This window comes from Pragia fontium DSM 5563 = ATCC 49100 (assembly GCF_900112475.1).
GTDB lineage: Bacteria > Pseudomonadota > Gammaproteobacteria > Enterobacterales > Enterobacteriaceae > Pragia > Pragia fontium.
In genome coordinates this window covers 508,467-530,211 of sequence record NZ_FOLW01000002.1, presented here as the reverse complement: position 1 = coordinate 530,211, position 21,745 = coordinate 508,467, and the positions used below count along the sequence as shown (strand labels likewise).

The 21,745-nt window shown below is 44.1% G+C and carries 27 protein-coding genes and 1 other annotated feature; of the genes, 8 read left to right on the top strand and 19 right to left on the bottom strand.

Annotated elements, in window-relative coordinates:
• The first annotated feature begins 134 nt into the window (after positions 1–134).
• The 5 genes from BMZ28_RS05590 (at position 135) to BMZ28_RS05570 (ending at position 4,125) form a co-directional block, all read left to right on the top strand.
• A complete protein-coding gene (locus BMZ28_RS05590) occupies positions 135–1,916 on the top strand; it encodes a terminase large subunit domain-containing protein (RefSeq protein ID WP_074821393.1) in 1,782 nt (593 codons plus the stop codon).
• Positions 1,913–2,947 (top strand): phage portal protein, encoded by a 1,035-nt coding sequence (locus BMZ28_RS05585; RefSeq protein WP_074821390.1) that lies wholly within the window; start codon positions 1,913–1,915, stop codon positions 2,945–2,947. Before BMZ28_RS05590 ends, BMZ28_RS05585 begins: the two co-directional genes overlap by 4 nt.
• 54 nt (positions 2,948–3,001) lie before the next feature.
• Entirely contained in the window at positions 3,002–3,265 is a 264-nt protein-coding gene (locus BMZ28_RS05580; protein WP_428480384.1) for an Ogr/Delta-like zinc finger protein, read from the top strand.
• 122 nt (positions 3,266–3,387) lie between these two features.
• Complete coding sequence (locus tag BMZ28_RS05575) at positions 3,388–3,717, top strand: AcrF10 family anti-CRISPR protein (protein ID WP_136655849.1); 330 nt, start codon at positions 3,388–3,390, stop codon at positions 3,715–3,717.
• A gap of 39 nt (positions 3,718–3,756) precedes the next feature.
• Positions 3,757–4,125 (top strand): Aca2/YdiL-like domain-containing protein, encoded by a 369-nt coding sequence (locus BMZ28_RS05570; protein ID WP_074821379.1) that lies wholly within the window; start codon positions 3,757–3,759, stop codon positions 4,123–4,125.
• Between the two features lie 76 nt (positions 4,126–4,201).
• Here BMZ28_RS05570 and BMZ28_RS05565 read toward each other — a convergent pair whose 3' ends face one another.
• The 10 genes from BMZ28_RS05565 to BMZ28_RS05515 all read right to left on the bottom strand — a co-directional run bounded on the left by BMZ28_RS05565 (position 4,202) and on the right by BMZ28_RS05515 (position 11,382).
• Positions 4,202–4,486, bottom strand: a complete 285-nt coding sequence (locus BMZ28_RS05565) for a hypothetical protein (protein WP_136655850.1) — start codon at positions 4,484–4,486, stop codon at positions 4,202–4,204.
• Positions 4,487–4,526: 40 nt separating this feature from the next.
• Positions 4,527–5,201: a DNA adenine methylase gene (locus tag BMZ28_RS05560; RefSeq protein ID WP_074821372.1), complete on the bottom strand. Its 675-nt coding sequence runs from the start codon at positions 5,199–5,201 to the stop codon at positions 4,527–4,529.
• Positions 5,202–5,319: 118 nt separating this feature from the next.
• On the bottom strand, positions 5,320–7,680 hold the full coding sequence (locus BMZ28_RS05555; RefSeq protein WP_074821369.1) for a replication endonuclease: 2,361 nt from the start codon (positions 7,678–7,680) through the stop codon (positions 5,320–5,322).
• Between the two features lie 273 nt (positions 7,681–7,953).
• The gene (locus tag BMZ28_RS05545) at positions 7,954–8,874 is read right to left on the bottom strand and encodes a Dam family site-specific DNA-(adenine-N6)-methyltransferase (protein ID WP_074821362.1); all 921 of its coding nucleotides are present in this window, start codon (positions 8,872–8,874) and stop codon (positions 7,954–7,956) included.
• Positions 8,875–9,060: 186 nt separating this feature from the next.
• The gene (locus tag BMZ28_RS05540) at positions 9,061–9,285 is read right to left on the bottom strand and encodes a hypothetical protein (protein WP_074821360.1); all 225 of its coding nucleotides are present in this window, start codon (positions 9,283–9,285) and stop codon (positions 9,061–9,063) included.
• A 119-nt stretch (positions 9,286–9,404) separates the two neighbouring features.
• The gene (locus BMZ28_RS05535) at positions 9,405–9,803 is read right to left on the bottom strand and encodes a hypothetical protein (protein ID WP_074821356.1); all 399 of its coding nucleotides are present in this window, start codon (positions 9,801–9,803) and stop codon (positions 9,405–9,407) included.
• A gap of 16 nt (positions 9,804–9,819) precedes the next feature.
• Entirely contained in the window at positions 9,820–10,380 is a 561-nt protein-coding gene (locus BMZ28_RS05530; protein ID WP_074821353.1) for a hypothetical protein, read from the bottom strand.
• Between the two features lie 80 nt (positions 10,381–10,460).
• Positions 10,461–10,784, bottom strand: coding sequence for a phage replication protein B (gene repB, locus BMZ28_RS05525; protein WP_074821350.1), 324 nt, complete (start codon positions 10,782–10,784; stop codon positions 10,461–10,463).
• 102 nt (positions 10,785–10,886) lie between these two features.
• Positions 10,887–11,099, bottom strand: coding sequence for a phage filamentation protein Fil family protein (locus BMZ28_RS05520; RefSeq protein WP_074821348.1), 213 nt, complete (start codon positions 11,097–11,099; stop codon positions 10,887–10,889).
• Positions 11,100–11,124: 25 nt separating this feature from the next.
• Positions 11,125–11,382, bottom strand: a complete 258-nt coding sequence (locus BMZ28_RS05515) for a hypothetical protein (protein WP_074821345.1) — start codon at positions 11,380–11,382, stop codon at positions 11,125–11,127.
• 92 nt (positions 11,383–11,474) lie between these two features.
• Between BMZ28_RS05515 and BMZ28_RS05510 the strand changes: the two genes are divergently transcribed.
• The 3 genes from BMZ28_RS05510 to BMZ28_RS05500 all read left to right on the top strand — a co-directional run bounded on the left by BMZ28_RS05510 (position 11,475) and on the right by BMZ28_RS05500 (position 13,285).
• Positions 11,475–11,753 carry a helix-turn-helix domain-containing protein gene (locus BMZ28_RS05510; RefSeq protein WP_074821342.1) on the top strand — a complete coding sequence of 93 codons (279 nt, stop codon included), beginning with the start codon at positions 11,475–11,477 and terminating at the stop codon, positions 11,751–11,753.
• A gap of 178 nt (positions 11,754–11,931) precedes the next feature.
• A complete protein-coding gene (locus BMZ28_RS05505) occupies positions 11,932–12,231 on the top strand; it encodes a helix-turn-helix domain-containing protein (protein WP_083399638.1) in 300 nt (99 codons plus the stop codon).
• Positions 12,232–12,304: 73 nt separating this feature from the next.
• Positions 12,305–13,285 (top strand): phage integrase, encoded by a 981-nt coding sequence (locus BMZ28_RS05500; protein ID WP_074821339.1) that lies wholly within the window; start codon positions 12,305–12,307, stop codon positions 13,283–13,285.
• 132 nt (positions 13,286–13,417) lie between these two features.
• Here BMZ28_RS05500 and ihfA read toward each other — a convergent pair whose 3' ends face one another.
• From ihfA to BMZ28_RS05460, 9 genes are all read right to left on the bottom strand, one after another.
• On the bottom strand, positions 13,418–13,714 hold the full coding sequence (gene ihfA, locus BMZ28_RS05495) for an integration host factor subunit alpha (RefSeq protein ID WP_029095030.1): 297 nt from the start codon (positions 13,712–13,714) through the stop codon (positions 13,418–13,420).
• A gap of 4 nt (positions 13,715–13,718) precedes the next feature.
• Positions 13,719–16,106: a phenylalanine--tRNA ligase subunit beta gene (pheT, locus tag BMZ28_RS05490; RefSeq protein ID WP_074821336.1), complete on the bottom strand. Its 2,388-nt coding sequence runs from the start codon at positions 16,104–16,106 to the stop codon at positions 13,719–13,721.
• A 16-nt stretch (positions 16,107–16,122) separates the two neighbouring features.
• The gene (gene pheS / locus BMZ28_RS05485; RefSeq protein ID WP_047780831.1) at positions 16,123–17,106 is read right to left on the bottom strand and encodes a phenylalanine--tRNA ligase subunit alpha; all 984 of its coding nucleotides are present in this window, start codon (positions 17,104–17,106) and stop codon (positions 16,123–16,125) included.
• A gap of 97 nt (positions 17,107–17,203) precedes the next feature.
• Positions 17,204–17,325: a sequence feature (Phe leader region), on the bottom strand.
• Positions 17,276–17,320 carry a pheST operon leader peptide PheM gene (pheM, locus tag BMZ28_RS17715; RefSeq protein WP_373876065.1) on the bottom strand — a complete coding sequence of 15 codons (45 nt, stop codon included), beginning with the start codon at positions 17,318–17,320 and terminating at the stop codon, positions 17,276–17,278. Its footprint overlaps the feature before it by 45 nt.
• Before the next feature lie 150 nt (positions 17,326–17,475).
• Entirely contained in the window at positions 17,476–17,832 is a 357-nt protein-coding gene (gene rplT, locus BMZ28_RS05480) for a 50S ribosomal protein L20 (protein WP_027273088.1), read from the bottom strand.
• 36 nt (positions 17,833–17,868) lie between these two features.
• Positions 17,869–18,066 (bottom strand): 50S ribosomal protein L35, encoded by a 198-nt coding sequence (gene rpmI / locus BMZ28_RS05475; protein WP_029095034.1) that lies wholly within the window; start codon positions 18,064–18,066, stop codon positions 17,869–17,871.
• Positions 18,067–18,162: 96 nt separating this feature from the next.
• Entirely contained in the window at positions 18,163–18,705 is a 543-nt protein-coding gene (gene infC / locus BMZ28_RS05470; protein ID WP_071845455.1) for a translation initiation factor IF-3, read from the bottom strand.
• A 3-nt stretch (positions 18,706–18,708) separates the two neighbouring features.
• On the bottom strand, positions 18,709–20,637 hold the full coding sequence (thrS, locus tag BMZ28_RS05465; RefSeq protein ID WP_074821332.1) for a threonine--tRNA ligase: 1,929 nt from the start codon (positions 20,635–20,637) through the stop codon (positions 18,709–18,711).
• A gap of 262 nt (positions 20,638–20,899) precedes the next feature.
• The gene (locus tag BMZ28_RS05460; protein ID WP_074821329.1) at positions 20,900–21,688 is read right to left on the bottom strand and encodes a DUF2071 domain-containing protein; all 789 of its coding nucleotides are present in this window, start codon (positions 21,686–21,688) and stop codon (positions 20,900–20,902) included.
• Positions 21,689–21,745 lie beyond the last annotated feature (57 nt).

Below are 21,745 nucleotides of genomic sequence, written 5' to 3'. Positions count from 1 at the left end.
TAGGCCGCATTATTCACGATAAAAATAATATAAACATTCTGATTAATTCGGCTTAATTCGGTTATAAGCCCTTAACCGCATTAATTAGAAAATCAGTTGATAATAGTTAAATATAAAATGCTCATAATAGGCACATGAGCAAATACAGTGACGAATTAAAAGCGGTTGCCCGTTCCCTTTATTTAAAAAGATGGACACCAAAAGAAATAGCCGTGGAATTAAATCTTCCAGGGCCGCGGATTATTTACTATTGGGCTGAGAAAAATAATTGGGCTGATTTACTCAGTGCGGAAAGCCTCGACGAAGCGATCGGGCGCCGCCTACAACTTTTAATCGCCAGAGATAAAAAAAACACGTTAGAACTGGACGAGATCGATCGGTTAATCGATAAAGAAATTAAGCTACGCACCCAGCGTAATAAACATCTGGAAAAAATGGCCACCATCGGCGCGGCCAATAGTGCGCGCTATAGCGAAGAGTCAACAGACGGTGACAATGACGACGGCAAGCCACGTAAAAAACGCCGTAAAAACGACGTCAGCGGCATTGTTGAAGCTGATTTTCAGCCTTTTATCGATAACCTGTTTGCTTATCAAAAGAAATTCCTAGCGGCGCGGGTAAACCGTACCCGGAACTGGCTTAAGTCGCGCCAGGTGGGAGCTACTTGGCTGCTGGCTTTTGAGGCGCTAATGGACGCGATCCTCACCGGCGATCCGCAAATTTTCTTATCAGCCAGCCGTCCACAGGCGGAAATGTTCAGAAGCTACATTGTATCAATGGCCCGTGAATACCTCGGCTTAACCCTGACTGGCAACCCGATCAAGCTAAGCAACGGCGCAGAATTACGGTTTCTCTCCACTAACAGCAGTACCGCACAGTCTTACCATGGCCATGTCTATGTTGATGAATATTTTTGGATACGAGATTTCAAAAAACTTAACCGGCTTGCGTCAGCCATGGCGACACATAAGCAATGGCGAAAAACCTACATATCTACCCCATCGTCAAAAATGCACCAGGCATATTCATTCTGGACGGGTGAGGAATGGAAAAAAGGTAAAAAAGATAGGGAAAACATCGAGTTTCCTGATTTTGAGCAAATGCAACAAGGCATTATGTGCCCCGATCGACAGTGGCGATTTATCACCACGATCGAGGATGCGGTCAAAGATGGTGCCAGCAAACTATTTGACGTAGATGAACTTAGGGACGAATACGGCGCGATCGCTTTCGATCAGCTGTATATGTGCGTGTTCACCGACTCTGGCGATAGCGTCTTTAAATACAGTGAAGTAGAACAGTGCGCGATCAACGTCGAACTGTGGAATGACTATGTAGCCAACGATTCGCACCCCTTTGGCCAGCGGGAAGTTTGGGCGGGCTATGACCCATCTAGAACCACCGACAAAGCGACTTTTGTTATTGTCGCGCCGCCGATTTTTGAAGATGAAGGCTTTAGAGTGCTGGCCGTTTATAAGTGGCAGGGCATGAATTTTAAATATCAAGCATCACAGATTAAAGCCCTCTACAACAAATTTAATATGACTTTTATCGGCATCGACATTACCGGTATTGGCCGCGGCGTTTTTGAAATGGTACAGGATTTCGCCCTGCGGGAAGCCGTGGCAATTAACTATAGCGTCGAGAATAAAAACCGTTTGGTTATGAAAATGATTGATGTTGTAGGAAACAAGCGTCTCGCCTGGGATGGCTCAGATAAAACTATTGCCGCCAGTTTTATGGCCATCCGGCGCACCTCTACCGCAAGCGGAAACGCAATGACATTCGTCGCTGACAGATCGGCGGAAACCGGTCACGCCGACGTTTTCTTTTCTATCTCACACGCATTGTACAAAGAGCCGCTTAATAACGAGCGGAAACGCAAATCAACATGGGCAACGAGTAAAGCAGCATGAAAAAACGACACCACCGCCGTGGCAAAGTTTCGGCCACCGTCAACAATAAACATATGAGTGTGATAAATTTTGGTAAGCCGGAGCCAGTCCTGACGACCGGCACCGACTACGAAAATATACGTTATGACGGCGATAACGATCATTACACTTTACCGATCAACAGGCTGGCCCTGGCTCAACTGGTAAACCTTAATTCACAACATGGCGGCATTATTTACCACCGCAAAAATATGTTGCTTAGTGACTATATCGACGGCGGTTTAAGTCATGAAGAAATAGAAGCCGTCTGTTTTGATTTTCTGATATTTGGCGACGTGGCGATCGTAAAAGTCCGCAACGGCTACGGCCAAGTGATAGGCTTGGCGCCATTGCCGTCACTTTATTTACGCCGCCGTAAAAACGGTAATTTTTTAGTTTTACAAGACGATGAACCGCTAGAATATTCACCTGATGATATTATTTATATTAAACAATATGACCCACAACAGCCGATCTATGGCCTGCCGGATTACATTAGCGGGATTCATGCCGCTTTATTAAATTCAGAAGCCACGCTATTTAGACGCAAGTATTATCACAATGGTGCGCATATGGGCTTTATTCTTTACGCTAACGACCCGAATATGACCGATGAAATAGAAGAGGAAATAAAGCGCAAAATTCAAGATAGTCAAGGCGTGGGAAATTTCAGAAACTTATTTGTTAATATTCCAAACGGTGAGCCAGATGGCATTAAAATTATGCCGGTCGGTGATGTGTCGGCGAAAGATGAATTTGCAAACGTGAAGAATATCAGCGGCCAAGACGTTTTCACTGCTCACCGCTTCCCGGCTGGCTTAGGTGGTTTAATTCCTGGCCCTGGCGTCACGCTACCCGATCCAGAAAAATCGCGGAATACATACCGGAAAGATGAAATTATTCCGATTCAAAAACGCCTTATAAATGCCATTAATCAAGATAAAGAAATTGCCGCTATTTCATCACTACAAGTTAATTTTGATATTGACGAAAACATACCCAAGGCGGCGTGAATAATGGGCCGAAAAAGTGTAAAATATCACCATAATAAATATGGAGATAAATATATGCGCGTCATGAAAATAATATGCCCAGAATGCGGCGTAAAGGCGACGATTAAAAAAACTAATCGTAAGCACGAACAGTTATCTGATATTTACTGTTATTGCTCAGATGTAGAGTGTGGCCATACGTTTGTTATGAACGTTTCCTTTTCTCACACCCTTAGCCCATCGGCAAAATCCAAAAATAGGATAGTTAAAGATTTAATCTCATGGCTCACGCCAGACCAAAAGCAAATGGCGCTTGATTTACTGAATAACCCGGCTTAAGCCGGGTTTTTAACGGCCATGCAGAATCAACAGCATAAAAAAATCATTGAATACAGGTTTTAGGTAAAATAACTCTTGCATTTGGTCGCGATTGCGACCATAATGGCTTTAACGGTTCGGGGATGGCTCGAATCAACTCAAGAAAAGTGAGAAATATTATGAACACATTCAAAATTGAAAATGCACGTATCGAATTCATTACTGATGATTTCGACATGGTTAAATTTGACCTTGTTACCGAAAAAGGGCGAGTAGAACTATCTGAACACGTTAATTATGACAGCGACGGTGATTTTAAATCAGTGGAATACACTGATAGTAATATTCGCTGTCACATGATTGAAGAGTTGTGCTCTGTATTTGATATGAGCGAAAAACCATCATTTATGCCGTCGATTGATTACGTACCATTCGCTGACATTATAGCTACTGTTGAAGAAGCTATCGCATAATTAACAAGGGGCTTTCGCCCCTTTTCTTAGGGTATAAACATGAATAATTTTGAATTAAAACAGCTTAGAAAACTTTTGTTCTTGAGTCCATCGGAAGCAGCGGAAGAAATCGGAAATGTGGAGACAAGAACTTGGCAACGATGGGAAAAAGGAGAAAGAGCCATACCTCTTGATGTGATAAGTAAAATACAGATGCTAGCCCTAACTCGTCAAGAGCGCTTGAGTGTTGAACCTGATAGTAATGATTATAACTATCAGTACATCGAGTTATTTGATGATTTTATCAACGTTTCAGGCGTAAAAAGTATAGTGAAATGGCGGCTTGCCCAGTCTGTAGCGGCGCAGTTATTACTAGAGCGGGAGTCTGAGGCTTGGCGTATGGAGGAGATCATCCAGGACGAAGGCTAAATAACTACTCTGGCCATCCTTCCATATTCATGGGTACCACATAGTTACCCATGACTATGATTACAGGTTTCATTGTTTAGTTAAAATATTTAGACTCACGCAAATAATGATCAATGTCAGCCCTGGTGACATAACCATGACTATATACGCGCAACTCGGCCAGCCCACTCCGAAAATAAGTACTGTGATAATTATAATTCTCTAAAGGCACTGTTTTGAACGGTAATTCAGGATCATCAGTATAAGGACGAGCATCAACAGAACTCTTTAAAGGAGTAAAATTTATAATAGGCAGATAATAATCTAGATAAATAATCATCCCTGCCCGCGTTCCACCAACCAACAAACATGGTTCTTTCATTTTGACCCCCTCATATAAAATAATATCCATCGCGCCTAGCTTAATTATCAACCTTGACCAATTCCGACATTACCGCCAGGCGTTCTGCCGGGGGTAATAGACGATAGTTTTTAGCCCACCTCTCAGCCTTTCTTTTTATCCTCTGCCGATCGGTGGCATTAATACCGGCAAACGCCGGACTATAGGCGGCGGTTTCCTCGTAATTCATCCATATTTTTTCTGTACGCACACCACCCCGAGTCATTACCTGGAACTCAAAACTGCGCCAATCTGATAATAAACTATCATATAGCGCGGAAGGATAGCCAGACAGCATGATAGTAGCCGGTAAAGTTTTTAGGGTTTTGATTAACCGTATATGATCGCCCTCGGTATACTCATGGCGATAGCGCTTGCGACTAGTTCTAGTTTCCAGTAAATACGGCGGATCACAATAAATATGCACCTTCCCCGCGGTGCTAAAATCAAAGCCATTTAAATAATCCACTGCATCCTGATTCACCAGGTCGATATTACCTAGCGTATTTTTAACAGCAAAATCATTTAATGTCTGGTTATCAATATCAACACCAATATTATTTAGAGCCAATGGCTTACGCAATATCACTGCACCACCGCCTAAATGGGTTTCAATATATGTATCATGCGGCGGCATTCTGGCTATGATTTGTTGATAAGCACCTGACACCGCCTTGCTGCCTAAATATCCTGACATTCCTCCTCCATTATTATTTTAATTTGCTGCAGTACAGTTATTTCTGTCTATGACCTTGAGACGTAGACATAAATAACTACTCTGGCCATCCTTCCATTCCCAGCGGGGTACCACATAGTTACCCATGACTATGCCGAATAACCGCTATTCGATTCAGTAAATACTCTTTAGTAATCTGACGCTTTTCATTTACCTGCACCGGCGCCAAACTAATCATATTCAGCCGGTCACCGGTGACCTGGTAAACATAATCATCACCAAAATCAACGCGCGCCCCCCGCGCCAGCGCTTCCAGCGTCCACGGTTCTGCCTCAATTCCGATCCGATCGGTAAAATTTTCTATCTGCGGGATAGCATCGATCGCCTGGTCGGATAAAATCGCCAGGCCGCGGCGTTCCTTTGGCGGCGATTTATCCCAATCAAAACGATAATGATGCTTTTTCGGCGTCTCTTTCTTCAATTTAAAAACCATCGCGCGCACTTGCGGCGCATTACTCCAGTCAATAGCTCGCGGCTCTGGCGGTAGTTCTGGTTCATCAACGAAAACGCCATTTCCACAGTTATTGACAGAACTCCGAGGCGCTTCGCTTTGTAAGGTCAAAGGATCAAGGGCCAGGGATTTAGGGACTATTTTCCACTTCGTTTTTCGGGTGCAGTACACTTTATCTGTGCCGTGATATGGCGAATACACGCCAGTGGTTTTCTGGACTTCTTCGCCGTAAGGATTTAATTCATCGGCCACCTTACTGGCCACTCGCACCACTAGATCCCGGCGCGGTGTAAAGGCCCCGCCCTGGGCCATAATGTAGGCTGCAAAATTACTTGAGTGAGCAGCTAATCGAACCGCATCCACTGATTCGTCAAACTGTTCCGCGATCGATGTTTCGCCAATACTGCGCAACTCGCGCCAAACACCGATCGGCGGGATACCTACCGGTTGAAACTGACGAATGCGCCACGTTGATGCCCAGGCAGCCACACTCGCGGCGCGCTCCTTCATCGGCTTGCCGGTTTCCTCGTCTATCTCGCCCTCCATCGCGTAGCCGTCGATGTTCTTACTAATATATTTAGCAATGTAGCCAGTAGCCGATCCCTTGGCCGGATCAATAATCTTTTCAGTAAAACGGTACTTCTGGGCGCCGGGCTCGTCGCCATCCTCCAGCAATGCATAGTTTCTAAAAATTTGAGTAATAGCCGCCCTATGCTCCGGTGGCATAAAAAACAACATATGCCAGTGGGGCGTTCCATCGTGATGCGGCTCAGCAACCCGGTAGCCAAACACCCGCAAGCCAGCATCTTTTAACGCGGTGCGCATTAATTGCCAGATATGCGCTAAATACTGCTGGGTTTCTTTCGGGGTATAAGCAGCGGCCGACCAGTTTCGATTAAACTGTATGCCGGAACGACCCTTTTTCTTTACGCCTGACGGGTGATACTTAGACGGCGCGGTCAAGGTATAAAACACACCGACGCAGCCCATTTCAATAGCGGCCTTTTCAATTCCGGCCATGGCGTTCATTAGCTCATGACGACGGATTGCGGGATTGGCTACGCTATGCAGAACTTTATCGATCAAGCTGATACGTTCGCCGGTTTCGACGTCCTCTAGCTCATGGCTACGTAAATACTCCATATTTGCATGGCGCTGGGTTTGCCAGTCTCGATACCCGGACTTGCTTAGATATGGAGAAATATTTTTATTTACCTGTCCAGCGGCAATGTACAGATGTTCGCGCCAGTGAGTGCGGCGGGTGCGTAGTTTTCGGCGCCACCAATCAGGATTAACCAGGCGGGCTATCGAGGCGGCGGCGTCAGTAGGTTGTAATTTTCCACGTAGATACTTAGCCCAAAACAACGGGGTAACATGAAACGAACGAGCGGCGCCAGCAAATAGACGGTATAGCATTTCTAAAACGTCGGGCGTTGATAGAATTTCCGGGCCTTCGTCACCGACCAGGTGATCGCATAATATTGTGAATTCACCGTTAATCCGGTAAGCGATTTGATAAGCCAAGCGATCTACTTCGCTGACTGACAATGAATGAATGCGGTTGAATCGCTCTGAAAATTCGTTTAACTCTTCACGAAATACACGGGCCGAATCGTCATTACTCGCAAAATGATGCTTATTATTAACCAGGTGTAAGCGTGGCAATACGCGCTTGCTGAATGTGTTCAGTAAGTATTTATTGGCTCGATCACTTCCGGCATTTTTGACCAGATAATCATAACGGCCGCTAAATACCATCTTGATAAATAGCGGCTGTTTTTCTATGTCTCTTTGTGCCTGGGCCACGGCCGCCAGCATTTCTGGCGTGACGGCCGTTTGTTTTGGCGGCAAGGGTAAAGGCTGCTGTTTATCCGTGTTCCACGGCCAGCGGCCATATTGCTCATAATATTCATGCCAGACATTGATCACCGCTTCGCGGCTGGCCGGTGATCGGTAGCCGCGAAGGGTTTTTATTTCAGCGATTTTCACGGGTATTCATCATCTGATTTAATACGCGTTTACCGCGGGGAGATAAGGGGCGGTTAAAATGCGCATCAAAACGGAGCCACATTAAGCGCTGATATACTTTTCCCCTAGGGCGCACCTTCCTTAATTTCCTACTTAATTTTTTTAGCGGCTTACCATTTCTTTCAACCCCCTGGCAGGAAAATGACATACGGCGAAACCGGCTGCATTTCATCAAATTGGCTTTAATGCCGAGAAACTGAGCACAATAGCTTTCTGACAATTGATCCAAATCACTCATAAGACTGACCCCCACGTAGGAACAGATCCCGGCAAGGGCTTTTGCAAAAACAATTCATTAAATAAGGCTTGCTTGCCTGGCTGGCGTGCCCACTGGACAAAATGAGGCTTTGAAACGGCGAGAATTTCCTTGATGGGCTGACGGCTGCTGGCCTTAGCACCAATAGAGCGGCGGGTTTCTATCGTCACTATTTCCGCGAATGGCTCATATAAAAAATGGGACATGCACGCGTTGCTATTGGATATAAGCACACGAGCGCCGCGGCTAACGGCTCGAATCAAGGCGAGAGTTAAGCGATCGTGATCTTCCAATGAAAAGCCAGCGGTATGATAAGCGGTAAAATCTGACGTTCCAGAAACAGGAATATACGGCGGATCACAATAAATTACGTCGTCCAGGCCAGCCAGATCAATGACGCGCTCGAAGTCACCGCATAATAAAGTGGCTTTTTGCAGCTTCTCGGAAAACAATCCTAGTTCACGGCGGGGGAAATAGACGCTCTTGTATTTACCAAACGGTGCGTTAAATTCACCCTTACGATTATAGCGACACATGCCGTTATAACAGTGTCGGTTAAGATAAAGAAAAAGCTCTGATTTATGGCTTGCGTAAAGTGGATCGTTAAATCTATTACGCCGGTGGTAATACATATTTTCTTCATTTGCATCAACAAACGAATCCTCAAAATAATTGATAAAATCCGGCTGGCTGGGTGGCTGTTTCAGCGTTTCATAAAACCCCATCAGATCGCCGTTGATATCATTTAAAATATATTCGGGATAATCCGTATTAATAAAAACATTACCGGCGCCAACAAACGGCTCGATCAGGCGCTTGCCTTCCGGTAAGTGCTTTTTAATTTCGTTAATAATAGAGCCTTTACCACCTGGCCATTTTAAACACGAGCGATTAGTCATGATTCCCCCTGAGATTGAGTTTTAAACAATTCAAACAAACGCCATTAAACTGATTTCTCAATACTTCCTGATTGGCTCTAGTAATAACGAATGAGCAACCATAAGAAGCACTGGATAAAATTTCTTTTTCACAATTTGAGCATTTAATTGTGCGTAGTGGTGCCGGGCGTGGTGGGCGAGGCATAATTAAACCCCTGGCTCAATTGATGCGGCACTGTATTTAAGTTCTAGCTCCTTAAATGAATTAAGGATTTCATTTTTTAAATTACTTTCACATTCTTTACATAAATGTCCAACTCCTAAACATGCAATACCATAGCCGTGCGTATCCCTAGCAATAAATTTAATAACTCCCATTTCATCGCGTGCAGACTTACTACAGCAGTCACATGTATAAGTTACCGTTTTCATAATTCCCCTTATTATTTAATTAAATTCTTTGTCACATATGAATCAAAGAAAATTAAACCTACAGCGCCAGCAATAAAGCCGCATATAAATGCGGCTGTGATAATAAATAACATCACCGGCTATTCTTCCCACTCGACAGGAATGCAATTTATTCTATGGGGATCGGCGGCGGTATCCGCGTCCGCTTTGGTTTCATAAAAAGCAAAGCGCCGCCAGACGTCAGAGAGCGGGTGATTAACTGGATATATATTTAAATAACCGGCGCGTTTCTTTGGAGCCATAAATAAATCATAATTCGTGGGCCCAAGTGCGAGATATAATCCTTTTAAATTAAAGCTACCAATTTCCTCAAGACCATCATTGCTAGTAATTAAGGCAATAATAGGATAAGGCGAACCTAACACCTCAATCTTTGAATCAAAAAAAATAATGGTGGCTGGCAATCCATTGCGCTGAATAACTGGCTCCCCACGTTTAGCGGCTTCCAGATCAAACGGTTTTAATTTAACTTGTGACATCCTCAATACTCCTTAATTAAATATTTACTTCACGTGATTCATTCGCCTGGCCTGAATAATCAGCGGCGAGTTTTTCCAAAGCAGAAATAAGATCATCCTTAGTAAAATGATTATCTCCCGCCTGAGCGGCTAATAATTCAATTTGAACAGATGAAAGGATTAATTGATTATTCCTGCCTTCACTAGTAGCCTTTTTTAATAATTCAAAATATGGATCGGCAGCAGTTAATAAATTACTTTCTGGCTCAGGTGTTGGCTTTACCATTTTTTTATAATTTGAAGCAGGGTCCCAGCCAATGAATGATACGGATTGGTCGGTTGATGCAATATAATCAGAAACTATTTTTTTACATAAACAAATAAATGAATTAATCGATCTATGGTAATTTGAAAATTCTTGTACATCTAAATTCTTACAACCAGAATCGGAAAATGATTTATGTAAAACCTGAACTTTAACTACAGTATTTTTCAAACTCCCCAAGACTGGGGCAGCGAAAACCCTAACAACGCAACCTTGCTTATAATTTTTATCAAGAAATCTTACAATATTATTACGAACTATTTCTCTAAGCATGGGTAACACTCCTTATTTTGGATAAAACGATCCCCTGACTGTTAAGCCATAGGAAAATTTATTAATGAATTTAAATAGAACTACTTATTTTCAAACACTTTATAAGAATGTAATAAGCGCGGCGGAAAATGTTCGGTTAATGTGCGCATAATGATCATGCCCTCTATTAACTGTTCCCTTTCCTGTTCGCTCATATCCTCATATTTCATCTTGACATGCCGCTCTGATAAACGGGCTAATAAACAAAGTGCCTTTTTTTCACGTTGGTTAAGTTGATTATATAAATCTTTGACCGGGTTCCGCTTGCTAAAGTGGCTGCGTCTAATATCAGTTGTAGCCTTTAAACCTCGATCTATTTCATCGGTGGTTAATGGTATTGGCCTGGCTGGTAATAAATTAAGCATATCTGCACCACTACAGAAAAATCAAAACCGCTATCAAGGCCACAAAAATCATTGATACAAGATAAGCAGCCATGAGTGCGCAAAGGATATCCACTGGCGCCCTCATGCGAAGATACCCATTAACTTAGCCCACCAACGACGCGCAGGTTTAATACCCGCGATCCAAGGTTTATCTAGATCAGAAATAAACTTAACTTTGCTGGCGCTTGGTTGAACGTGACGGCCGTCCGGGGTTTCGAGCCAACCGCGGTTATGGTGATGACCACTAACAAATATTTTATGCGTTAACATGCTCGATAATGAAGGGCTAGACATTCCACAATCTCCGGTAAGGTAACGATTAAACGCGGTGAGCCAAAAACGACTGTGCATCTTCCAGAGCACGCATAAATAACGCGACCATGTTAACGGTGCGGGTGCGCTTGCCGGTGTTGACCAATGGCAACAAACCTTTATCGGCATCTTGCTGGACACTTTTTAAGGTACGCCCCTGGCGCCGAGCGAACTCCTCAAGGGGTAATTCTGGCTCAGCCATTACTAACGCATACTGCGGATTAATAAAACCTGTGCTGATTTGGCTTTTTCCTGCTCTGCTCATGATGTATCCTAAAAGATCTAGAGTTTTCACGGGGTTTCAAGGGGTATTAATTAGTACCCTTCGAACGCAACTATAGGGTACTAATCAATACCATGTCAACCGATATCGGAATAAAAATGAGATTGCTTAGAGAGCATGAATCTCTTACCAGGGAAGAATTCGCAGATTTAACAGGGATACCCGCAGGAAGTATAAAGCGCTATGAGACAGGGCGGATCTCAAGTATAGGAAGCGATACTTTATTAAAAATCACACAAAACGAACGATTTAAAAAATATACATTATGGCTAATGACCGGTGAATCTAGTCCAGAAGTTGGGCAGATATCGCCAGAAGCAACTTATATGCAAAAAAAGCAAAACGCCTCTTAGTAGTCACTCTTTTAAATTGATATTAATGGTCATTATGTATCGTTTTTTTATGATAAAAAACAACGCTTAAGATAAAGCAATTCTATTTTATCAAGTATAAGTTGACTATCTTCATATAACAGCGAGCTATAAAAAGTTAATATTTATCCGTGAGCATAAAATAAACGGATAAATATCAATGATATACATCGGATTAAAATTAAAGGAATTGAGAGAGTTGGAGGAAATAACAGTGTGTGAACTTAGTAATATTACTGGCATAGATCCTAATACTATTAGTAATTATGAAGATAACCAAAGCGTTGAAGTGTCGGCCAAAACACTGACTCAAATAACGCAACACTCTAAATTCAAAAAATTTACATTGTGGTTAATGACCGGGGAAATTAGTCCAGAAATTGGCCAAATTTCTCCGGCTCTCTCCCCTGATGGGCACGCCTTAATGTCCAACCCCCAACCACCCCGCGCGGCTGGTTAACAATCAGTAAAATATATAACAATTGGGGAAAAGGCGGTATCTGTTCATATCGTTCAATATGGAGTAATAATAAATGTCTGTGAAACCACTTGATAGCGGCGGGTGGGAAGTTGATGTACGTCCCCAAGGCCGTTATGGCAAACGATTTAGAAAGAAATTCGACAAGAAAGGCGAAGCCCAGCAGTATGAGCGGTGGCTTATTGCAAATTATAATAATAAAGATTGGATAGAGAAGCCCGCCGATCGGCGTCGACTATCTGAATTAATCGATCTTTGGTTTCAATACTACGGTAATAAATTAAAATCCAGCCGAAGCTGTTTATTAAAGCTAAAGAAAATGGATCGCGCAATGAACCACCCTACCGCCAATCAAATTAACAATACACTGTTAACCGAGTATCGAGCCGCACGTTCTGCAAAAGGGATCAGCGAAGCAACATTAAGCAAAGAGCACTTTTTATTAAGTAGTGTTTTCTCTGTTTTAATTGAATCTGGTCACTATCAAGATAAAAACCCGATAAGAGACATTAAAGCGCCCAGGGTTAAAAAGCCAGAAATGATATTTTTAACAATGAATGAGATCAGAGAGTTTTTATCAAAACTAACCGGGGAAAACTTAAAGGTTGTACGGTTCCTACTATCTACTGGCGGCCGGTGGGGTGAAGCCAAATACCTTAAGCAGCATAATATTATTAATTGCAAGGCAACCTTTGTTAAAACTAAAAACAGCTTAGCTAGAACGGTTCCCGTTTCCCCTGAGATATACAACGAACTCAAAAGCGATCGGCCAATGATATTTGATGATGTTGATTATAAAGAGATTCGCAATGTATTAAAGGAAACTATTCCTCACCTACCCAAAGGCCAAGCAATTCACGTCTTGCGCCATACATTTGCGTCCCACTTTATGATGAACGGGGGCAATATTCTGGCGCTACAAAAGATACTCGGCCACTCTAAAATAACTCAAACAATGATATATGCCCACCTGGCGCCAGACTATTTAATTGATGCCGTTAAATTCAATCCAGTTAATAATTTAATGTCCACATAATGACCCATAAGGAGGGGTTTAGAGGGTTTTGTGGGGGTTTAGTATTACTATAACTGTCTGATTATAAACGTAACTCATTGATTTAATGAAAAGAAAAAGGCCGCATGCGCGGCCTTTTTAGGTCTGATCTCTTTACTCTTTAGGTGTGGCGTTTTCAACCCGGCTCTTCAACTTCTGCCCCGGACGGAAAGTCACTACCCGGCGTGCAGTGATTGGGATGTCTTCGCCTGTTTTCGGGTTACGACCCGGACGTTGACTCTTATCACGCAGGTCAAAATTACCGAATCCGGAAAGTTTGACTTGTTCACCATTTTCCAAAGCTTTGCGAACTTCCTCAAAGAATAATTCTACGAGGTCTTTAGCATCTCGTTTGCTTAAGTTAAGTTTCTCGCATAAGTGTTCAGACATTTCAGCTTTAGTAAGCGCCATAGGTTCAATCTCTCAAGGATGCTTGGAATCGCTGTTTCAATGCCTCTACGCATTCTGCAACCGTAGCGGCAATTTCCTCTTCTTCTAACGTACGCGTGGTATCTTGCAGCGTAAGACTGATGGCTAGACTCTTGTAACCCTCTGCTACGCCCTTACCACGGTATACGTCAAATAAGTTTACGCCAACCATCTGATTTACGCCAACTTTTTTGCATAATTCTAATACATTGGCAGCAGGTACGCTTTCAGCCACTACAATTGCGATGTCACGACGGTTCGCCGGGAAGCGGGAAACCTCTGTAGCCAGCGGCACACGGCGGTTTGAGACTTTATCCCATAACAGCTCGAACACCACTGTACGACCATTGAGATCGAGCTTACGCTCCAGCTCAGGATGCACTACACCGATGTAACCAATGCGTTCACCATCTAAATAAATGGCGGCGCTTTGTCCCGGATGCAGTGCTGGGTTTGCTTCGACTCTAAATTCAATCTCAGACAATTTACCCGTTAATTCTAATACCGCCTCAAGATCGCCTTTTAAATCATAGAAGTCAACTGCTTCCCGCGCAAGGTTCCAGTGTTCTTCATATCGATTTCCTGCAATCACCCCGGCTAACATTAATTCCTGTCTGACGCCTAATTCTGCTTTTTCATCAGGAACAAAACGTAATCCGCTTTCAAACAGGCGCACACGTCCCTGTTGACGGTTCTGATTGTAGACCACCGATGTCAGTAATCCGGTCCATAACGAGAGGCGCATTGCTGACATCTCAACGGAAATAGGACTCGGCAGAATTAACGCTTCCTGTTGAGGATGCAGGAAGTTTTGGATTTTTGGATCAACAAAACTATAGGTAATCGCTTCCTGATAGCCACGATCGACCAACAACGTCTTCACGCGGCGTAACGACAGCTCAGCTTCACGATGTGAGGTCATGACTAAATCAGCGCGTAATGGTACATTCGGGATACTGTTATAGCCGTATACGCGAGCAACCTCTTCAATCAGATCTTCTTCGATCTGCATATCGAAACGCCAACTTGGTGCTATTGCAGTCCAGCTATCGCCGTTAAAAGTAACGTCACAGCCTAAACGAGTCAGAATATCGCTAACTTGCTCATCAGAAATCACATGGCCGATTAATCGATCCAGTTTATCGCGGCGTAATTGGATAGTGGCTGGTTTTGGTAGCTTATCCTGATTAGTCGCATCAATAACCGGTCCCGCTTGACCACCGCAAATATCCAGCAGCAAGCGCGTTGCACGTTCTAGTGCGCGCTCCTGAAGCGCAGGATCAACACCACGCTCATAACGATGGGAAGCATCCGTATGCAAACCAAAACGGCGTGCACGGCCGGCAATCGCCAATGGATTGAAATAGGCGCTTTCCAGGAAGACATCTTTGGTTTCTTGATTCACACCAGAGTGTTCACCACCAAAAATACCGCCCATTGCCAGCGCTTTTTGACCATCGGCAATCACCACGATATCGTCATTCAGCTTAACGCTATTGCCATCCAGCAGGACCAATTCTTCATTGGCTTTCGCCATACGAACCACGATGCCGTTATCAATGCGATCCAGATCGAAAGCATGCATCGGGTGGCCCAGCTCCAACAACACATAGTTGGTGACATCAACCACCGGATCGATAGAACGAATACCGCAACGGCGCAGTTTCTCTTTCATCCATAGCGGCGTAGCGGCTTTAACGTTGATACCTTTCACCACACGACCTAAATAGCGTGGGCAAGCATCCAGAGCCTCAACCTTGATCGAAATAACATCCTCAATCGTCGGTGCCACTGGAGACATATCTGGCTGATTCAACGGCAGCGCATTGATTACCGCAACATCACGGGCAATACCGATAATGCCCAGACAGTCAGCGCGATTTGGCGTAATGCTAATTTCGATAGTTGCGTCGTTGAGTTTAAGATATTCACGTACATCCTGACCAATTGGCGCATCTTCTGGTAACTCAATAATACCGTCATGATCATCGCTGATACCAAGCTCAGAAAAAGAGCACAGCATACCTTCCGATGGCTCACCACGTAATTTAGCCGCCTTAATTTTAAAATCGCCGGGTAATACCGCACCAACGGTGGCGCAGGCGACGGTCAAACCTTTACGACAGTTTGGTGCACCACAGACGATATCCAGCAGTTTATCGGCACCGACATCGACCTTAGTAACGCGTAATTTATCCGCATTTGGGTGCTGACCACATTCCACCACTCGGCCAATCACTACGCCAGTAAACTCACCGGCTACTGGCTCAACACCATCGACCTCTAAACCGGCCATGGTAATTTGTTCTGACAGTTGGTCACGACTAATTGCAGGGTTTACCCATTCACGCAACCAGGATTCACTGAATTTCATGTTTTGGCTCCCGCTATTATTTAAATTGTTTCAGGAAACGAAGATCGTTTTCAAAGAAGGCGCGTAAATCAGTGACGCCGTAACGCAGCATGGTTAAACGTTCCATTCCCATACCAAAAGCAAAGCCAGAATAGATTTCCGGATCGATTCCTACGCTACGTAAAACGTTTGGATGAACCATACCGCAACCTAATACTTCCAGCCATTTGCCATTCTTACCCATGACGTCAACTTCCGCGGAAGGCTCAGTGAATGGGAAGTAAGATGGACGGAAGCGAACCTGCAGGTCTTCTTCAAAGAAGTTTTGCAGGAAGTCATGGATAGTGCCCTTCAGGTTAGTGAAGCTAATATCTTTATCAACAATCAGCCCTTCCATCTGATGGAACATTGGGGTGTGAGTTTGATCGTAGTCGTTACGATAAACTCGCCCTGGCGCAATAATGCGGATTGGTGGCTGTTGATTATTCATGGTGCGAATTTGCACGCCAGATGTCTGAGTACGCAGCAGACGCTTAGCATCAAACCAGAAGGTATCGTGATCGGCACGTGCCGGATGATGACCAGGAATATTCAAGGCATCAAAGTTATGATAATCATCTTCAATTTCCGGGCCATTCGCTACCGCAAAGCCCAGTTCACCAAAGAAGTCAGCAATACGGTCAATAGTACGCGTAACTGGATGTAACCCGCCGTTTTCCATGCGACGCCCCGGTAGAGAGACATCGATAGTTTCTTCAGCCAAGCGGGCATTCAGCGCCGCTGATTCCAGCATGTGTTTACGCGCATTTAGCGCATCCTGCACCTGTTGTTTGGCCTGATTGATAACTTGTCCTGCGGCAGGACGGTCTTCAGCGGGGACATCGCGTAACGATGTCATTTGCAGCGTCAGGTGACCTTTTTTGCCTAAATATTCCACGCGAACTAAATCTAACGCGGCAACATCATGGGCTTCTTCTATAGCGGCCTTTGCATTGGCAACCAGTTCAGCGAGATGTGGCATTATTTTCCTCTTCTTCCGGCTCTGGAGTTCCGATATCAGATATGAAACCCGGTTATATGTATAAAACGATCGATATTAACTAACGAAATCTTCAGGCAATAAAAAAGCCTCCTTTAGGAGGCTTTAGGCGCTAGTTTTCGTTTCTTCTCTTACGCGCAAGCCTCCTGATTCAGGAGCTAAAGAAAAAGAAGAAACGGAAAATAGCAGAATTCATACTTGCGTTACCTTGTACTGACTAAAATTGGTTTTAAAATTAAGCGGATAAATAATATTGCTACCGACAATACTATGAATTCTCTCTAATTTCACGCGTTTAAATAAAATAATAAAAAGTAAAAGAGGGAGCTTTCACTCCCTCTTTTATCTGACTTACGCCAGAACTGATTTTGCTTTTTCAACTAAAGCAGCAAAAGCCACTTTGTCGAATACTGCGATATCAGCCAGAATCTTACGGTCGATTTCAACAGAAGCCTTTTTCAGACCATTGATGAAACGGCTGTAAGATAAGCCATTTTGGCGTGCAGCAGCGTTAATACGTGCAATCCACAGCTGACGGAACTGACGCTTACGTTGACGACGGTCACGGTAAGCATATTGTCCTGCTTTGATTACTGCCTGGAAGGCAACACGATATACGCGCGAACGGGCACCGTAGTAACCTTTCGCTTGCTTCATTATTTTCTTGTGACGTGCACGTGCAATTACACCACGTTTTACGCGAGCCATATGCTCTCTCCTATCGACTTATATCTGAGTTAAAAGTTATGCGTACGGCAGACATGCCACGACCAAGCCTAAATCTCCTTTAGAGACCAGACCTTTCGGACGTAAATGACGCTTACGCTTAGTTGCTTTTTTAGTCAGAATATGACGTAGGTTCGCATGCTTACGCTTAAAACCACCAGAGGCAGTTTTTTTAAAGCGCTTAGCTGCGCCACGCACAGTTTTGATCTTTGGCATTTTAAATATATCCACTTCGCATTGTTAATAAAACGAACCAGTTGGGCGAATAAAGCCCGAACGGCCTAAACCATTCGGGTTTACTACTTGTATGCCTTACTGTTTCTTCTTAGGGGCGAGCACCATCACCATCTGGCGGCCTTCAATCCTACTTGGGAAGGATTCAACCACTGCCAAATCGACCAGATCGTCACGGACGCGGTTAAGCACTTCCATACCGATCTGCTGGTGAGCCATCTCACGACCGCGAAAACGCAGTGTGATCTTAGCTTTATCACCCTCTTCCAGAAAGCGAATCAGGCTGCGGAGTTTTACCTGATAGTCGCCATCATCTGTACCAGGTCGGAATTTAATTTCCTTGATCTGGACAACTTTTTGTTTTTTCTTCTGCTCTTTCGTAGCCTTGCTCTTTTCATAGAGGAATTTGCCGTAATCCATCACACGGCAAACTGGCGGCTCAGCATTTGGGCTGATCTCAACCAGATCAATACCAGCTTCTTCTGCTTTTTGCAGCGCTTCATTCAGACTAACAATACCCAATTGCTCGCCATCGATGCCTGTTAGACGAACTTCACGGGCGCGAATCTCGTTGTTTATGCGATTAGGACGCGCTGTTTGAACTCTTTTTCCGCCTTTAATACCTTATTCCTCCAGTTGATTTAGACTACGACTGCGAATTTCTTGTTGCAGTTTTTCAATCACGTAACTCACGTCAAGACTACCTAAGTCTTTACCACGGCGGGTACGAACGGCTACTTTACCAGCCTCGACCTCTTTATCGCCGCAGACTAACATATAGGGTACACGTCTTAGAGTATGTTCACGGATTTTAAAGCCTATTTTCTCATTTCTCAAGTCTGCTTTAGCACGAATGCCCGCAGCCTGCAGTTTTTTTGTTAATTCGTTGACATAATCGGCCTGACCGTCGGTAATATTCATTACCACTACCTGCTGCGGTGCCAACCATGTCGGGAAGAAACCTGCACACTCTTCAGTCAAGATACCGATAAAGCGTTCTAATGAACCTAAAATAGCACGGTGAATCATCACCGGTACATGACGCTCGTTATCTTCACCGACGAAAGATGCGCTTAAACGCTCTGGCAATGAAAAGTCGAGTTGCACAGTACCACACTGCCATGCGCGATCCAAACTATCATGCAAAGTAAATTCAATTTTAGGACCGTAGAAAGCCCCTTCACCCGGCTGATAATCAAACTCAAGGCCGTTTGCGGTCAATGCTTCGGCCAAATCATGCTCGGCTCTGTCCCACACTTCATCACTACCAATGCGCTTTTCAGGACGAGTTGATAACTTAACGCTAATATTTTCAAAACCAAAAGTACTGTATAGATCATACACCATCTTTATACAGCTGGTTACTTCTGCCCGAACCTGATCTTCAGTACAGAAGATATGTGCATCATCCTGAGTAAAACCACGTACGCGCATTAAACCATGCAGTGAACCCGATGGTTCATTACGATGGCAGCTACCAAACTCAGCCATTCTTAACGGCAGGTCGCGGTATGATTTTAGCCCCTGATTAAAAATCTGCACGTGACCAGGGCAGTTCATTGGCTTAATGCAATACTCACGGTTCTCTGAAGAAGTGGTAAACATGGCTTCTTTATAGTTTTCCCAGTGCCCGGTTTTTTCCCACAGCACACGGTCCATCATAAATGGCCCTTTCACTTCCTGATAATCGTATTCCCGCAGCTTCATTCGTACAAACGCTTCCAGCTCACGGAAAATAGTCCAGCCATCATTGTGCCAGAATACCATTCCCGGTGCTTCTTCCTGCATATGATACAGGTCAAGCTGTTTACCGATTCGACGGTGGTCGCGTTTAGCCGCTTCTTCCAAGCGCAGCAAATAAGCGCTTAGTTGCTTTTTATCTGCCCAAGCTGTGCCGTAAATGCGCTGTAGCATCTTATTATTGCTGTCGCCGCGCCAGTAAGCACCTGACACTTTTTGCAGTTTAAAGTGATGGCAGAAGCGCATACTTGGCACGTGTGGACCACGGCACATATCGATATATTCTTCATGATGATACAACGCCGGGCGAGCATCACGGCTAATGTTTTCATCAAGAATACGTAATTTATAAATTTCACCTCGGGCTTCAAAGGTATCCCGAGCTTCCTGCCAGCTAACCGGCTGCTTAACGACGTTATAGTCTTTCTTAACCAGTTCCATCATCCGCTGTTCAAGCAGGTCCAGATCTTCCTGATTTAACGTTCTGTCGATATCAACGTCATAGTAAAAACCATTATCGATGGTTGGACCAATCGCCATTTTAGTATCAGGCCATAGTTGTTTGATGGCATGTCCTAACAAATGAGCGCAAGAGTGGCGAATAATCTCTAAGCCATCTTCATCTTTCGCGGTAATGATTTCTAATTTAGCGTCGTTCTCAATTAAATCACAGGCGTCAACACGAACACCATCAACACGACCGGCAATACAGGCTTTTGCTAAACCCGGGCCGATATCGCTAGCGATATCCATCACGGAAACAGCATGATTGTATTGACGTTGACTTCCATCAGGAAGAGTAATAACTGGCATGATAAGTCCTTAGTTACAGTGGTGACCCACACGAAAGATCACGTGTAAAATAATAATTTTAAATAAAATCAATGGATTGGTGCCATTTTTCGACTCACGGTTATCGAACGGCTCTCCAATGGTGCAGACACATTGATTCGATGGCCTATGCTTTATCCAAACGAACGACAGATTTTAGCACTGAGATTAGTGAGTTAATAGTACAAATTGAAAAAAACCTTGACAGAAAAAGGGATAGCGACACATTTCATACCGAGTAGCATTAATCTATCGTTCGCGGAGGAAGATAGACGGTAAATTCATTGAGAGGTTCCATCAATACGCTATAAGGCGTTTGCTGTTCAGCCTCAGTCACCAGTCCAAGTCGAGTCAACAAACCAAAACACGCATAACCTAACCTGCCGGGTTTCACATTTAGCCGTTGATGCCAAACGCGATAACTCCCTAACTTACCATCCCGGCGATAGTAAAATCCCGTTAATGGATGAGTTAGGTAAACCATGCCGCTCTCCAAGTCAGGAAAGCCAGGAAGTGAAATCACATCATCCACATCCTGAGTGAGTTCCAAACGAGCCGGTGCCCACTCGGCACGTGTTTCCATGCGATATTTCAGATAGCGAGCTTGTTGATGGCTATATTCACAATCAAAACTGACATCTCCGCTATACCACGGCAAGTTCCATAATAGTCGAGGAACAAACAGTGCCCAGGAATCCAGCGTCGTCCCTAAAAACCAAACGCATTTTTCTTCCGTTAGCGTATCAACAACATAAATACGATAGTTGGTTTGTCCCATAGTAAATTTAGGGAATGGATAAACGGCGGAAGTAAAATCAATATCGACAAAAGGAACGACGGACAATAATCCTTTCTCTTGCCCGTCAATCACCACCGTATCTAACTTAAAACGCTCGGGTATCAGCCCTTCAAAACGATTGGGCGTAATGGCATAGGTAATAATTGAAAAATGTTGCAGGCTACATATAACATCGATACCCGCTGGCTGAGGCCGAGGATGTAAAAAATCCCGAAATAATTGAGGCGCCTGCACACTCTCTCCCTAAAGCTGTGCTGCTGAATAACCATGTCTGCCAGAATATCACTCCGG

Excerpts from the sequence above, each read along its gene's own strand:
- BMZ28_RS05590 (WP_074821393.1), top strand. The coding sequence starts at position 135 with ATGAGCAAATACAGTGACGAATTAAAAGCGGTTGCCCGTTCCCTTTAT.
- BMZ28_RS05585 (WP_074821390.1), top strand. The coding sequence starts at position 1,913 with ATGAAAAAACGACACCACCGCCGTGGCAAAGTTTCGGCCACCGTCAAC.
- BMZ28_RS05580 (WP_428480384.1), top strand. The coding sequence starts at position 3,002 with ATGCGCGTCATGAAAATAATATGCCCAGAATGCGGCGTAAAGGCGACG.
- BMZ28_RS05575 (WP_136655849.1), top strand. The coding sequence starts at position 3,388 with ATGGCTCGAATCAACTCAAGAAAAGTGAGAAATATTATGAACACATTC.
- BMZ28_RS05570 (WP_074821379.1), top strand. The coding sequence starts at position 3,757 with ATGAATAATTTTGAATTAAAACAGCTTAGAAAACTTTTGTTCTTGAGT.
- BMZ28_RS05565 (WP_136655850.1), bottom strand. The coding sequence starts at position 4,486 with ATGAAAGAACCATGTTTGTTGGTTGGTGGAACGCGGGCAGGGATGATT.
- BMZ28_RS05560 (WP_074821372.1), bottom strand. The coding sequence starts at position 5,201 with ATGTCAGGATATTTAGGCAGCAAGGCGGTGTCAGGTGCTTATCAACAA.
- BMZ28_RS05545 (WP_074821362.1), bottom strand. The coding sequence starts at position 8,874 with ATGACTAATCGCTCGTGTTTAAAATGGCCAGGTGGTAAAGGCTCTATT.
- BMZ28_RS05540 (WP_074821360.1), bottom strand. The coding sequence starts at position 9,285 with ATGAAAACGGTAACTTATACATGTGACTGCTGTAGTAAGTCTGCACGC.
- BMZ28_RS05535 (WP_074821356.1), bottom strand. The coding sequence starts at position 9,803 with ATGTCACAAGTTAAATTAAAACCGTTTGATCTGGAAGCCGCTAAACGT.
- BMZ28_RS05530 (WP_074821353.1), bottom strand. The coding sequence starts at position 10,380 with ATGCTTAGAGAAATAGTTCGTAATAATATTGTAAGATTTCTTGATAAA.
- repB (WP_074821350.1), bottom strand. The coding sequence starts at position 10,784 with ATGCTTAATTTATTACCAGCCAGGCCAATACCATTAACCACCGATGAA.
- BMZ28_RS05520 (WP_074821348.1), bottom strand. The coding sequence starts at position 11,099 with ATGTCTAGCCCTTCATTATCGAGCATGTTAACGCATAAAATATTTGTT.
- BMZ28_RS05515 (WP_074821345.1), bottom strand. The coding sequence starts at position 11,382 with ATGAGCAGAGCAGGAAAAAGCCAAATCAGCACAGGTTTTATTAATCCG.
- BMZ28_RS05510 (WP_074821342.1), top strand. The coding sequence starts at position 11,475 with ATGTCAACCGATATCGGAATAAAAATGAGATTGCTTAGAGAGCATGAA.
- BMZ28_RS05505 (WP_083399638.1), top strand. The coding sequence starts at position 11,932 with ATGATATACATCGGATTAAAATTAAAGGAATTGAGAGAGTTGGAGGAA.
- BMZ28_RS05500 (WP_074821339.1), top strand. The coding sequence starts at position 12,305 with ATGTCTGTGAAACCACTTGATAGCGGCGGGTGGGAAGTTGATGTACGT.
- ihfA (WP_029095030.1), bottom strand. The coding sequence starts at position 13,714 with ATGGCGCTTACTAAAGCTGAAATGTCTGAACACTTATGCGAGAAACTT.
- pheT (WP_074821336.1), bottom strand. The coding sequence starts at position 16,106 with ATGAAATTCAGTGAATCCTGGTTGCGTGAATGGGTAAACCCTGCAATT.
- pheS (WP_047780831.1), bottom strand. The coding sequence starts at position 17,106 with ATGCCACATCTCGCTGAACTGGTTGCCAATGCAAAGGCCGCTATAGAA.
- rplT (WP_027273088.1), bottom strand. The coding sequence starts at position 17,832 with ATGGCTCGCGTAAAACGTGGTGTAATTGCACGTGCACGTCACAAGAAA.
- rpmI (WP_029095034.1), bottom strand. The coding sequence starts at position 18,066 with ATGCCAAAGATCAAAACTGTGCGTGGCGCAGCTAAGCGCTTTAAAAAA.
- thrS (WP_074821332.1), bottom strand. The coding sequence starts at position 20,637 with ATGCCAGTTATTACTCTTCCTGATGGAAGTCAACGTCAATACAATCAT.